This is a genomic window from Sphingomonas sp. P4_G2 (assembly GCF_056401155.1).
The window spans coordinates 159,396-172,179 of sequence record NZ_JBFUJY010000002.1; the positions used below are offsets into that span (position 1 = coordinate 159,396).

The 12,784-nt window shown below is 64.2% G+C and carries 10 protein-coding genes; 8 read left to right on the plus strand and 2 right to left on the minus strand.

Annotated features, from left to right (window positions below; genetic code table 11):
* Positions 1 to 14: 14 nt before the first annotated feature.
* A complete protein-coding gene (locus AC1DRD_RS06195) occupies positions 15 to 2,843 on the plus strand; it encodes a TonB-dependent receptor (RefSeq protein WP_478040736.1) in 2,829 nt (942 codons plus the stop codon).
* Positions 2,844 to 2,928: 85 nt separating this feature from the next.
* On the opposite strand, the gene AC1DRD_RS06200 is transcribed toward AC1DRD_RS06195, so the two are convergent.
* On the minus strand, positions 2,929 to 4,947 hold the full coding sequence (locus AC1DRD_RS06200) for a TonB-dependent receptor plug domain-containing protein (RefSeq protein WP_478040737.1): 2,019 nt from the start codon (positions 4,945 to 4,947) through the stop codon (positions 2,929 to 2,931).
* Between the two features lie 350 nt (positions 4,948 to 5,297).
* Between AC1DRD_RS06200 and AC1DRD_RS06205 the strand changes: the two genes are divergently transcribed.
* The 4 genes from AC1DRD_RS06205 to AC1DRD_RS06220 all read left to right on the plus strand — a co-directional run bounded on the left by AC1DRD_RS06205 (position 5,298) and on the right by AC1DRD_RS06220 (position 9,371).
* Positions 5,298 to 6,080: a universal stress protein gene (locus tag AC1DRD_RS06205; RefSeq protein ID WP_478040738.1), complete on the plus strand. Its 783-nt coding sequence runs from the start codon at positions 5,298 to 5,300 to the stop codon at positions 6,078 to 6,080.
* A gap of 16 nt (positions 6,081 to 6,096) precedes the next feature.
* Positions 6,097 to 6,765 (plus strand): NAD(P)H-dependent oxidoreductase, encoded by a 669-nt coding sequence (locus tag AC1DRD_RS06210; RefSeq protein WP_478040739.1) that lies wholly within the window; start codon positions 6,097 to 6,099, stop codon positions 6,763 to 6,765.
* A 376-nt stretch (positions 6,766 to 7,141) separates the two neighbouring features.
* Positions 7,142 to 8,485, plus strand: a complete 1,344-nt coding sequence (gene hemN, locus AC1DRD_RS06215) for an oxygen-independent coproporphyrinogen III oxidase (protein ID WP_478040740.1) — start codon at positions 7,142 to 7,144, stop codon at positions 8,483 to 8,485.
* 73 nt (positions 8,486 to 8,558) lie between these two features.
* On the plus strand, positions 8,559 to 9,371 hold the full coding sequence (locus AC1DRD_RS06220; protein WP_478040741.1) for a universal stress protein: 813 nt from the start codon (positions 8,559 to 8,561) through the stop codon (positions 9,369 to 9,371).
* A 49-nt stretch (positions 9,372 to 9,420) separates the two neighbouring features.
* Here AC1DRD_RS06220 and AC1DRD_RS06225 read toward each other — a convergent pair whose 3' ends face one another.
* Positions 9,421 to 10,068, minus strand: coding sequence for an OmpW/AlkL family protein (locus AC1DRD_RS06225; protein WP_478040742.1), 648 nt, complete (start codon positions 10,066 to 10,068; stop codon positions 9,421 to 9,423).
* A gap of 140 nt (positions 10,069 to 10,208) precedes the next feature.
* Here AC1DRD_RS06225 and AC1DRD_RS06230 point away from each other — a divergent pair, with 140 nt between their 5' ends.
* The 3 genes from AC1DRD_RS06230 to AC1DRD_RS06240 are packed head-to-tail and all read left to right on the plus strand — an operon-like array spanning position 10,209 to position 12,782.
* Positions 10,209 to 11,729 (plus strand): PAS domain-containing sensor histidine kinase, encoded by a 1,521-nt coding sequence (locus AC1DRD_RS06230; protein ID WP_478031813.1) that lies wholly within the window; start codon positions 10,209 to 10,211, stop codon positions 11,727 to 11,729.
* Entirely contained in the window at positions 11,722 to 12,336 is a 615-nt protein-coding gene (locus tag AC1DRD_RS06235) for a response regulator transcription factor (RefSeq protein ID WP_478031814.1), read from the plus strand. The genes AC1DRD_RS06230 and AC1DRD_RS06235 overlap by 8 nt, the downstream gene beginning before the upstream one ends.
* A gap of 53 nt (positions 12,337 to 12,389) precedes the next feature.
* Positions 12,390 to 12,782: a response regulator gene (locus tag AC1DRD_RS06240; RefSeq protein WP_478031815.1), complete on the plus strand. Its 393-nt coding sequence runs from the start codon at positions 12,390 to 12,392 to the stop codon at positions 12,780 to 12,782.
* Positions 12,783 to 12,784 lie beyond the last annotated feature (2 nt).

The following is a 12,784-nucleotide window of genomic DNA, read 5'->3' on the forward strand; positions in this document are numbered from 1 at the left end:
GGGAGTTACTGAAAATGGCAATCACCGGCATCCGTGGGCTGAAGATCGGGCTTGGCGCCACGTCAGCGGCACTTGGTCTGATGGCAGCAGGGCCCGCCTGGGCGCAGGCAGCGTCGGCGGCGGAGCCAGTCGCCGCGCCGACGCCGACTGGCGCGCAAGGCGTGGACGATCAGGCGCCACCGGCGGATATCGTCGTCACCGGCTTCCGCGCCAGCCTGAACAGCGCGCTGGGCATCAAGCGCAGGGAGACCGCCACGGTCGACGCCATCAAGGCCGAGGACATCGCCGAATTCCCCGACCTCAACCTCGCCGAATCGCTCCAGCGCATTCCCGGCGTGGCGATCAGCCGCGTCAACGGCGAGGGCCGCAACATCTCGGTGCGCGGCCTCGGGCCCGATTACACCCGCGTGCGGATCAACGGGATGGAAGCGATCGGCACCACTGGAGGCACCGACAATTCGGGTGGCGTCAATCGCGGTCGTGGGTTCGACTTCAACATCTTTTCGTCCGACCTGTTCAACAGCCTGACGGTCCGCAAGACCGCGACCGCCGATATCGAGGAAGGATCGCTCGGCGGAACCGTCGACCTCCAGACCGCGCGGCCGTTCGACTATAACAAGCCGACCGCGGTCATTTCGGTGCAGGGCAGCTATAACGATCTGCGCAAGCGCGTGACGCCGCGGCTGTCGGGGCTGGTCACGGCGTCCACTCGGGACGGGCGGTTCGGGGTGCTATTGTCGTTCGCCTATGAAGAGCGCCGGCTGATCGAGGAGGGCGCCAACATCACGCGCTGGACCTATGGCGGGTTCAACGGCGGCTTCAACGCCGCCTCGACGATCAACGGCTATACGCTCGCCCAGATCAACGACGCCAATCCGGCGACCGCTCTGTATCATCCGCGCATTCCCGGCCTGGTCAGCTACGACATTTTCCAGAAGCGCCTGGGTGCGGCGGGGTCGATCCAGTTTCGGCCGACCGACCGCACGTTGATCTCGATCGACGGCCTGTTCTCGCGTCTCGACGGCACGCGGAGCGAAGCGCAATTCCAGGCGATCAGCTTCAGTCGCTCGGGCAGCGGCAAGCCGCAGACGATCATCCGCTCGGCGACGGTCGATGCCAATCGCAACATCATCAGTGGTACGTTCGACAATGTCGATCTGCGCGTGCAGTCGCGTTACGACGAGCTCGAGACCGATTTCTATCAGGTCACCGCGACGCTCGACCAGAAGTTCGGCGACAAGCTGAAATTCGGCGCGGTCGTGGGGTACGCCGATTCCGCCTTCAGCAATCCGGTCCAGACCACGGTGACGCTCGATGCGGCCAACACCAACAATTTCTACTACGATTTCTCGACGCGTTTTCCGACGATCAAGCCTGGCGTCGACGTCACCAATCCGGCGACCTTCGCTTTTACCAACGGCACGTCGGAAGTGCGGATACGCCCGCAGACGGTCGATAACAGCTTCACCAACGCCAAGGGCTTCCTCGAATGGACCGCGACGCCCGAGGTCAAGATCAAGGCGGGGGTCGACTGGCGGCGCTTCTCGTACGATTCGACCGAACATCGTCGCTTGTCGGGTGAGACCGTCGTCCAGACGCTGACACCCGCGCAGATCGCCGCGGCGACCAAGGTGTTCAGTGGGTTCGGCAAGGGACTCGACGTGCCGGCGGGCACGCCGACCGCGTTCGTCGTACCCGACCTCAACGCTTTCGCCAGCCTCTATGGTATCTACAGCGATCCGCTCTACGCAACCGGCGGCGTGGCCAATGCGACGGCCCGCGGATCCTATGTCACGGTGGTTGAAAAGGACCTAGGTGCCTGGGGCATGGCGGAGTTCAATTTCGCCGATGCCGGCCTGCCGCTACGCGGTGATATCGGCTTGCGCTACGTGCGCACCAACCAGGTCTCGACCGGCTATGCCAGCCAGGGAGCGGCAATCAACCTGGTGACCGCGACGCGCAATTACGATCGCTGGCTGCCGTCGGGCAATCTGGTGTTCGACGTGACCGACAAGCTGCTCGTCCGTCTGGCCGCGGCCAAGACGCTGGCGCGTGCCGGCATCTCGGCGATCACCCCCGGCGGCAACCTCAACGTGTCGGGCGGCAACCGCAGTTTCAGCTCGGGCAATCCCGATCTGGTGCCGACGGCATCGACCAATTTCGACGCCAGCGTGGAATGGTATCCGTCGAGCGGCGCGATCTACGCCGTGTCGGCGTTCCAGAAGAATATCGACACCTTCGTTCAGACGTTGAGCGTCACCGTTCCGTTCTCGTCACTCGGTCTGCCGGACTCGCTGTTGGCCGGCACCACCGCGTCGCCGAGCGATTCCTTCATCGTCACCCAGCCGATCAATTCCAGCGGCGGCAAGTTGCGCGGGTTCGAAGTCAACGTCCAGCAGCCCTTCACCTTTCTCGGCGGCTGGGCGAGCCATTTCGGCGTGCTGGCGAACTTCACCTATGTCGATTCGAATATTCGATATCTGATCTCGACGAGCGGATCCGCCTTTGTCACCGCGCCGTTGGTCGGCCTGTCGAAATACGCTGCCAACGGCACGCTTTATTATGAAGACAAGAAGCTGTCGGTGCGCGGCTCGGTCGCGTATCGCTCCCGATATCTGACCGCGGTGCCGGGGACCGAAGGCAATAGCTATAACGGCACCAACTCGACGTTGAACGTCGATGCGCAGATTTCGTACAATCTCACCGATCGACTGAAACTGAGCCTCGAGATGATCAATCTGACCGACGAGCTCAACGATCAATTCGTCGATTCCACCAATCGCCTCAATGTGCTGACCCATAGCGGGCGGCAGTTCAATTTCGGCGCCCGTTTCGCCTTCTAACCTCCTGAAAGGCGACGCTGAGGCCGCCCCGCAACGGGCGGCCTCCTTTTTTGGGCCTCGAGGAAGGCACCTCAGTTCGTCCATCCTATCCCCCGAAGCGAACGCCGATCCACAGCGTCCTTGGCGTGCCAAGGTCGATCGATCCGGCCTGGTTGCGAGTCATGACCTGGGCATCGAACACATTTTCGGCGCGGACGACCGCACTGAAGCCACGCGCGATCGGCAGCTTGCCGAACAAGTCGACGGTGGTCGCCGCAGCCAATTTGTCGGTCTGCAAATCGTCCTCATATTGGTCGCCGACATAACGCAACGTCGCCGACAATATGGGTCCGGCCCTGGGCGACCAGGCGATGGTCGCGCTGGCCGCATGGCGGGGGCTTTGCGCCGGAACGAATCCGTCGAACGCATTGCCCGGCGCCCGGACCTTGCTGTCCGAATAAGCATAGGAGGCGGACATCATCATCGCGCCGCGCCGCCAGACGATATTCGCCTCGACCCCTTTCGCCTCGACGGCGTCGACATTGCGGCGCTGGCGCAGATTGGTGCCGATCGTCACGTTGGCGATCGCATCGGCCAGCTTGTTGTAGAACAATGTGCCGGAAACCGTCAGGCCGGGCAGGGGGGTGACGTCTATTCCAGCTTCCACCCCGCGCAGCCGCTCCGGCTTCAGGCTGGCATTGGCCTGGGTGGTAACGGGAAAGACGGTGAACGGCCGATAGAGCTCGTTGAGCGTCGGCAGGCGGAAACCGGTATATCCCGCCGCACGCAACGCGACCGCGGCGACGGGACGATAGAGCAAGCCCGCGCGCCCGGTGAACTCGGTCCCGCTGCGATCGGGGAATGCCTGGTTGTTCGTCGCGACGCCGGAGCCGTTGCGTTCGTGGAAAAAGCCCCGGGTCAATGTCCAGCGATCGAGCCGTGCGCCGCCGGTCAGCACCACTTTGCCGAGCGTCCAGTCATCCTCGACGAACAATCCCGCGACGCTCGAATTGCCGCCGGCGTTCCGCCGCGCGGTCACCGCGCCGGCGCTGTTATAGGCGTCCTCGAACAGTTCGCCATCGGCCATCCTGACATCGCCGCCGATCCTCACGACCTGGTCGTGGCCGACCGACGGGCGCAGCTCGATCTTGCCGCCGATGCCGGTCGCGGGTGTGGTGCGCTGGTCCAGCGTCAGCTTGAAACTGGTCGCGCTGATCACCTTGTTGGAGAAATTGCGTGCCTGGACGTAAGCGAGCGCGTCGACCTGCCAGCCGCCGCGATGGACCAGCCGGATGCTCGCATCCTCGCCCTCCGAACTCGAATCGGCGCCGCGAAAGCGCAGCGTGCGATTGTCGCCGAACAGCAGGCCATGGAATTGCAATTCGGTATCGGCGTCGATCGGCGCGACCGCGCGAGCCGATGCCGACCAGTCGCGGTACCGCGCGGGAACGCTCGCCGCGACACGTTGATAGTCGGGCGTGGTATAGAAACCGTCGCCGCGCTCGAACCGGCCCGACAACGTCGCGAAGCCGCCGCCGAGGCTCGGCGAGACGCTTGCGGAAAGACTCTCCGACTCGCGGCTGCCATACAATGCTTCCGCGCTCAGCAGCGGCAAGTCGCGCCGCCCGGCGCTGACCAGTTCGATCGTGCCCGCGACGGCACCGGCGCCGAACGGCCCCGACCCGCCGCCGCGCGTCACGCGAATACCGGCGAGGCGATCGGGCACGAGCGCGTTGAACGGCAGATAGCCGAAAAAGGGATCGGCGATCGGCACGCCGTCGAGCAGCACCAACGTCCGGCTCGAGGCATTGCCACCCAGCGCGCGCAGGGTCGCGCCTTGCGCCGACGGATTGGCCGAGCGGCTGTCCGAGCGGCGAAACTGTTGAAAACCGGCGACGTCCGCAAGCACGTCCTCGACGCGGCCCGAGGCGTCGTTGGTCAGCCGATCGCGGTCGATCGTCGTCGCGCCATAAGCCGGTGTGCCAGGCGGCAGATCGAGCCCGGTACCTAGCACCACGATATCGTCATCCGCCGCGGCCGGGGCGGCGGGGGCGTTCTGCGCCTGTGCGGCGATCGGCAAGGCGATCGAAGCGATGAGTGCGAGGCGCGCGGAGCGTAACGACATCGGCTGACCCTAGGAGGATGGAGCGGCGACCGGAGCGGTGGCCCCGGACGCCGCCCTTTGCAAGCGGCACTAGAAGAACAGGATGGCGCCGGCGGCGGTTGCATTGCATGTCCTGCGGCTGGCGTGACATCGCTCGACAAACGGACAAAAGCGACGAGCAAGGTTGGCGAAGAGCGTGGACTGGTCGGGTCAGGATTTGGTGCCCGTCGACATCTGCCGTGGCGAACCAACAAGCTAAGCCGCCGAACGCCCGTATCGGGGATAACGCGTATATCCGGCGCGCCTGCGCGGTTGGTACATCATGACCGATCCCGGGCCGCTTCGGCGATGCCCGAATACAGGAGAAAGTCATGCGCGACGTGCTGGTGCTGATCCACGACGATGTCGGACAGCAATCCCGACTGCAGGCGGCGTTCGACCTCGTTCGGGCGAGCCAGGGCAGGCTTCTTTGCGTCGATCTGGCCGAGCCGGATGTCGGAGGGGCGGGGGCGGCACGCGGCGGATCGCTGGTGATGGAAGCCGAGCTCGCGCCGCTTACCACGGTCCGCGATCAGGTCGAGGCGAGTGGGCTCTCGGCGCAGTGGATCGAGCGCCGCGACGACATGCTCCCGGCATTATCCGAATTGGCCGCACTGGCCGATCTGATCGTGATGAGCGCGCCGCGCGCGGACCTCTTTCCTCCCACCTATGCCACGATCGGCGAACTGCTGGTCAGCGCCGACACGCCGATCATAACGGTGCCGCCGGAGTCGCCGGGCATATGCCTGAACGGCGAGGTGCTGATTTGCTGGGACGGATCGCGCGAGGCGCATCATGCCATGGTGGCGGCAATCCCGCTCTTGCGGCGCGCTTCGACCGTCACGATCGTCGAGATCGACGATGGTTCGCTGAAGCTTCCTGCCAGCCAGGCGCAAACTCTGCTCGCGCAGCGCAACATCGCCTCGCAGGTTCGCTCGGACCCCGCGTTCGGCGAGAAAGCCGCTTTCCCGATCCTCGAGCAGATCGCTCTGCTCAAGGCCGATTACGTGGTGATGGGCGGGTTCGGTCATTCGCGCCTGGTCGAAAGCATCTTCGGTGGCGTGACCCAGCGGCTCCTGCAGGAAAGCCCCGTGCCGCTCTTTCTCAAACACTGACGCCGGGAGACAGGTCATGGCGATCGACCCTATCCGACACTTGGTAGTGCTCGCCCATCCGCGTCGCGGGAGCTTCAACCACCAGATCGCGCAGGCCTATTGCGACACGGTCGAGGCGTGCGGTCAAAGGCCGTTCCTGCGCGACCTCTATCTGAACCGCTTCGACCCGGTGCTCGAATATCTCGGCGAAGCTCCCGAGCTGGAGGTCGTCTACGACCTTACAGAAATCCGGCGCTGCGATGTCGTGGTCTTCGTCTATCCGATCTGGTTCGGCGGGCCGCCGGCGATGATCAAGGGCTATGTCGATCGCGTCCTCGGTGCCGGGTTCAAACCGAGCCATGACCATGCCCAGGCGCACAATCCCTTTCTCAAGGGACGTCATATGATCAGCTTCTCGACCTCGGCATCGACCCAGGCCTGGCTTGGCGAACAGGGTCAGCTGACATCGCTTCGCGAAAGCTTCGACCGCTATCTCGGCACGATCTTCCAGCTCGCCGCGACCGAACACGTCCATATCGATGCGGTCGTCGAAGGGCTGAGCGAGCAATATGCCGCCGAGCAGCTGGAGCGTGTCCGGGAGGCGGCGCGCAGCACTTGCGCGACCGTGCTCGACGCGGCGCGCCGCGCGGAGATGGCACGGCTTGCCGAGGGGGGAACAGGGCAGGGCGCCGCCCCCGCAGCCTGAATGCCGGCGTCGCGCGTCTACGTATGATCCCCGATAGGCCGGGCAGCGAGGCGCGTCCTATCCCGGCATCGCTCGACGAGGAGAAGACCGATGGAGCAAGTCACACCGGAAACACCGCCAAGCGAAGCCGCGGAAGAGCTTTGGCTCTGTAGCCGCGAGCTTTGGCTGCAACCCGTGCAATGGTGGACGGCGTGGTGGAATGCTTGGCTCGCCCTAAGCGTGCCGCACTGCCGGACGCATTCGCCAGCGACAGGCCACGGCTTCGTCGTGCCCGACCCTATCGCGCGCGCCGAGGAACAGGATTTGTTCGCGTGAAGCCGGGCAGAACGGATCCCGTCATGAATGCGCAGATCGGCATGTAGCCAAGGAAGTTTTGATGGCCGTCTTTCACGCCGACCTCGCCGCTCGCTCGGTGCCGCGATACACGAGTTATCCCACCGCCGCGGAATTCACCGAAACGGTAGGCGCGGCCGAGCATCGGGCAGCACTGGATGCGTTGCGGCCGCGCGATCGGATCTCGCTCTATCTGCACATTCCCTATTGCCATGAGATCTGCTGGTATTGCGGCTGCAATACCGGCCCGGTCGGTCGTGCGTCGCGCCTGGACGTCTATGTCGAGGCTCTGGTTGCGGAGATCGGCATGGTTGCGGATCGCGCCAAGGGCAGCGTCAGCCACGTCCATTTTGGTGGCGGCAGTCCCAATGCTTTGTCGCCCGCTCAGTTCGAGCGCGTCGCCGCCGCGGTCCGGAACAGCTTTCAAATCCTGCCGGATGCCGAATGGGCGGCGGAGCTAGATCCGCGGCATCTCGATGCCGATTTCTGTCGGATGCTCGCGGCAAACAATGTGTCGCGAGTCAGCCTGGGCGCGCAGACCTTCGACCTCGGTATTCAGGTGAAGATCAACCGACTGCAGCCGTTTCGCATCGTTGCGCGTTGCGTCGAGGATCTGCGGCGCGCGGGTATCGACCACATCAACCTTGACCTGATGTACGGATTGCCTGGTCAGACGCTCGACACGATCGCGCGAACGATCAGGCTGGCGCGTGATCTGGCGCCCGACCGCGTGGCGATGTTCGGCTATGCCCATTTGCCGCGGATGCTGCCGCGCCAGCGGATGATCGAGGACAGCCGATTGCCCGACGCCGAAGCGCGTTTCTGGCAAAGCATCCTGGCTCGCGACCTGTGGCTCGAAGAAGGCCTTCAACCGATCGGCTTCGACCATTATGCGCGGCCCGACGACAAGCTCGCGCTCGCTGCGGCCAACGGCACGTTGCGGCGCAATTTCCAGGGGTTCACCGACGATGACGCCGACGCGGTGATCGGCCTCGGGGCATCCTCGATCAGCCTGTTTCCGGGGCTGATCGCCCAGACTGAAAAGCATGTCGGGCGATACCGGATGAAGGTCCAAAACGGCTGTCTTGGTACGATCAGGGGAATCCGGCGCTCGGCCGACGATCAGCGACGGGGCGCGGTGATCGAGCGGCTGTTGTGCGACGGTCGCGTCGATTTGATCGAGCTCGGTTGGCCGCTCGCCGTCGCGGCACAAGTCATGGCGGACGCCGCACCGAAGCTGGCGTCGATGGAGGAGCGGGGGCTGATCCGCCGGCACGACACGGGGCTGGTCATTTTGCCGGATGGCGAGCCCTATGCGCGGCTCGCCGCAGTCGCGTTCGATGCCTTCAGGACGGCAGCCGGCGAGCGCTTCAGCAAAGCGGTTTGAGTACGTAGCTATCCCGATATTGCGGCCTCGCTGACCAGCATAGCGTGCTTCCATCCCGACGATGGAGGCGGTCATGAAGAACATCCTGGTCCTGGCGCATGACGATTGCGGCCAGGAAGCGCGGCTGCAGGTCGCGATCGACATCACGCGAGCGATCGATGGGCATTTGACCTGTCTTGATGTGGCGATGACTACGCTGGCCTCCGCCGACTTCACCGGCACCTATACCGGCACCGCTATCATAGCGGAGGAACGGCAGGCCGAGGCTACCAATAGCGCCGCGTTGAAAGCGCGGCTCGGCAGGGAAGATATTCCCCACAATGTGGTTGACGCTACCGGCGACGCTGCGACCTGTCTGCGCCGTGCAGCAAAGCTCGCCGATCTGGTGGTGGTCAATCGCGGGTTGGACGACAAGTCGGCCTATCCCAATATGTTCGATCTCGCCGGCGACATGGTCCTCGAGGGCCGCACACCGGTTTTCGCGGTACCCGAAAAGGCGCGGTCGATCGATCTTCAGGGACGAGCGGTAGTCGCCTGGGACGGATCGAACCATGCCGCCGCGGCGCTGCGAGCGGCAGTGCCGTTGCTCAAGCTCGCGCGCTCGGTCACCTTATTCCATGCCGAGGACGGGTCGTTGGCGCTGCCGCTCGAGGAAGCCGCCACCTATCTCTCACGGCACGGCATTCATGCGACAATCCGCCGCGAGAAGTGCCTGATGGACCGGCCGGGTTCGGTGATCATGGCCGAAGCGATGATCGAACATGCCGCTTACGTGGTGATGGGCGCATTCAGCCGGTCGCGCTTCCTCGAAGCGGCCTTCGGTGGTGCCACCCAGCGGATGCTGAGCGAAAGCCCGGTGCCGATTTTCATCGTTCACCAACCGTGACGTGACATAGAAAAGGGGGCGACGCTATCGCCCCCTTCTTCCGACCCGCTCAGAACCGGACCCCGATGCCCATGCCGGCGACGATCGGATCGATCTTGACGCGCGCGGTGCGGACGGTGGCGCCGCTGGTCAGGCGGGCGGTGGTCTTCATGTCGATATATTTGATGTCGAAATTCACGAAGACCTTCTCGCTCACCGGAACGTCGACGCCGGCCTGCAGCGCGTAGCCGACGCTGTCGCCGAGCTTGACCTTGGTCGTGCCCAGAGCTGCGTTGAGCGAGGGCGTCGCTTTCGACGAATAGAAGACCGAATAATTGATGCCGGCGCCTAGATAAGGCCGCACCTTGCCATCCGGCGCGAAGTGATATTGCAGCGTCAGGGTCGGCGGCAGCACCCAGGTGTTGGCGACATCCCCCAGGGCGGAGATCGTCCCGCGGCCCGACACGCTGTGCCTGGTCGTCGCCACGATCAGCTCCGCGCCGATATGATTGGTCGCCATATAGGTGAAATCGACTTCGGGCATGACGCTGTCGCCGACCCCGACTTTGCTACCGGGAATGCCGGAGACCGAGCCGGAGCGTTCGTTCGGCGCGACCACGATCGCGCGGGCGCGAACCAGCACATCACCTTCCTTGGCGAAAGCGGGGGTCGCGAGCATTGCGGCGCTCATCCCGGCGAGTAGCATCAACTTCGTCATACACACCTCCTGTTGGGGCTGTGTCGCTAGGGACGAATGCGCGCGGACACTTTGATCGCGCGCAATAAAGTCGGCTAAGTAAATCTCCGGATGGCCACCATTGGCGGCATGATCGATTAGGGGACCAACACGATATGCATATGATCGACCCCCAATCGCGCGACGCCTCGCTCGACTTCGAACTCGCGTTGTTCGTGGAAGGCGCGACCGACCGCGCGCTCTTTCTGACGTCGCCCGATGGCATAATCGCAAGTTGGAATCATGGCGCCGAACTGTTGACGGGATGGCAAGCGGACGAGGTCAAGGGCCGATCGGTGGCGCTCCTCTATACGCAGCAGGACGTTGCGGCTGGCCGGCCGATGAGCGATCGGGCTGCCGCGGCGGCGGCCTCTGCCCCTCGGCGGATGGAGGCATGGCGCATCCGCAAGGACGGGTCCGAATTCCTCGCCGACGTCACCATCTTCGCGCTGCGCAACAAAGATGGATCGATCAGGAGCTTCGGTCAGAGCGTTCATGACATCACCGCGCGCAAGGCGATCGAACAGGGCCTCGCCGAGCGGGAGATGCACGTCCGGTCGATCCTGGCGACGGTGCCGAGCGCGATGGTGGTGATCGACGAGATGGGGGTGATCGTGTCGTTCAGCGCCGCTGCGGAGCGGCTGTTCGGCTATACTGAGGCAGAGGTTGCCGGCCGCAACGTCAGCATGCTCATGCCCAATCCGGATCATGACCGGCACGACGACTATATCGCGCGCTACAAGGCGACCGGTGAGCGCCGCATCATCGGCATCGGACGGATCGTCGTTGGGCAGCGTAGCGACGGCAGCTCGTTTCCGATGGAATTGTCGGTCGGCGAGGCCAATGCCGACGGGCACCGCATCTTCACCGGGTTCATCCGCGATCTGACCGCCGAACAGGAGGCGGAGCTCAGGCTCAAGGAACTGCAATCCGAGCTGATTCACGTGTCGCGGGTCAGTGCGATGGGGACGATGGCGTCGACTTTGGCACACGAGCTCAACCAGCCGCTGACCGCGATCGCCAATTACATGGAGGCAGCCTGCGAGCTGCTCGACCGGCACGATCAGACGAACGAAGAGTTCGTCAGAGAGGCGGTCGAGGAAGCCGCGAAGGAAGCGCTCCGCGCCGGCCAGATCGTGCGGCGCCTACGCGATTTCGTGGCGCGGGGCGAAGTCGCGCAGCATATCGAAAACCTTCCCGCGATGATCGAGGACGCCAGCCGGCTGGCATTGGCGGGCGCGCGCGAGCGCGGCGTCCGCGCCTTCTTCAAACTGGATCCGAGAGCGAGCGAAGCCTTTGTCGACCGCGTCCAGATCCAACAGGTGCTGGTGAACCTGATCCGCAACGGCGTGGACGCGATCGCCGATCGCGCCGTTCGCGACATCACGGTGTCGACCGTCTCCGAGCCCAATGGCATGATCCGCGTGTCGGTCGCCGACACCGGCGGCGGACTCGATCCGGCGCTCGCGCCCCAATTGTTCCAGGCGTTCGCGAGCACCAAGGAAAGCGGGATGGGCCTGGGGCTGTCGATCTGCCGCACGATCGTGGAAGCGCATGGCGGTCGCATCTGGGCAGAAGACAATGTCGGGGGCGGCACTATATTCCATTTCACCATCCAGAGCGGGGAACCCGAAGATGAGTGACAGACGGCTGGTTCATATCGTCGATGACGAAGACGCGATCCGCCGTTCAGCGAGCTTCATGCTGCGTACCTCCGGCTTCGATACGCGCACCTATCAGTCGGGCGTCGAGTTCCTGAAGGAAGCCAAGCACGCCGACCCCGGCTGCGTGCTGCTCGATGTCCGCATGCCCGGTATGGACGGGCTGGAAGTGCAGCGCGAATTGAACGAGCACGGCATCGTGCTCCCGGTGATCGTGTTGACCGGCCACGGCGACATCTCGATCGCTGTGCAGGCAATGAAGGCGGGTGCGGTCGACTTCCTCGAAAAGCCGTTCGAAAAAAACCAGCTGATGGTCGCGCTCGATGCGGGTTTCGCCAAACTGGAACGGCGCGAAGACGCCACCACGACCGCGCACGACGCCGAAGTCAGGATCGCCGCGCTGACCGCGCGCGAGCAGGAGGTCCTGCAGGGGTTGGCGCGGGGGCATCCCAACAAGACGATTGCCTATGATTTGGGCATTTCGCCGCGCACGGTCGAGGTGCATCGCGCCAATCTGATGACCAAGCTGGAGGTGCGCAGTCTGTCGGAAGCGCTGCGCATCGCGTTCGCAGCGGGCCTGGAGAGCTGATCTTCGGATCATTACGTAACGACGCACCTGAACGGCCGTGCGACGAGAGCGTCATGAGCAATGGCGCACTCCCACAACCAGACCCAGCGGTCGAAGCCCAGCGTGTCGTATTGTTGATCGAAGACGACGAGGCCGTCCGCCGCTCGCTGCAGATGCTGCTCCATTGGCGCGGCTATGATGTGCGCTCGTTCGCCGGCGCCGCTCCCGTGCTCGAAGGCAATATGATGGACGATGCCGACGTGCTGATCGCCGACTATCGTCTTCCGGACGGCGACGGGATCAGCGTGCTGCGTGCGCTTCGCCGGGCGGACTGGAAAGGCAAAGCGATTCTGATCACCGCCTTCCCTTCACCGACGCTGGCCGAAGCGGCGCGCGCCGCCGGATTCGACGCGGTGCTCGAAAAGCCGCTGCGCCAACACGAACTCATCCGAGTGCTGGCAGGTTAACG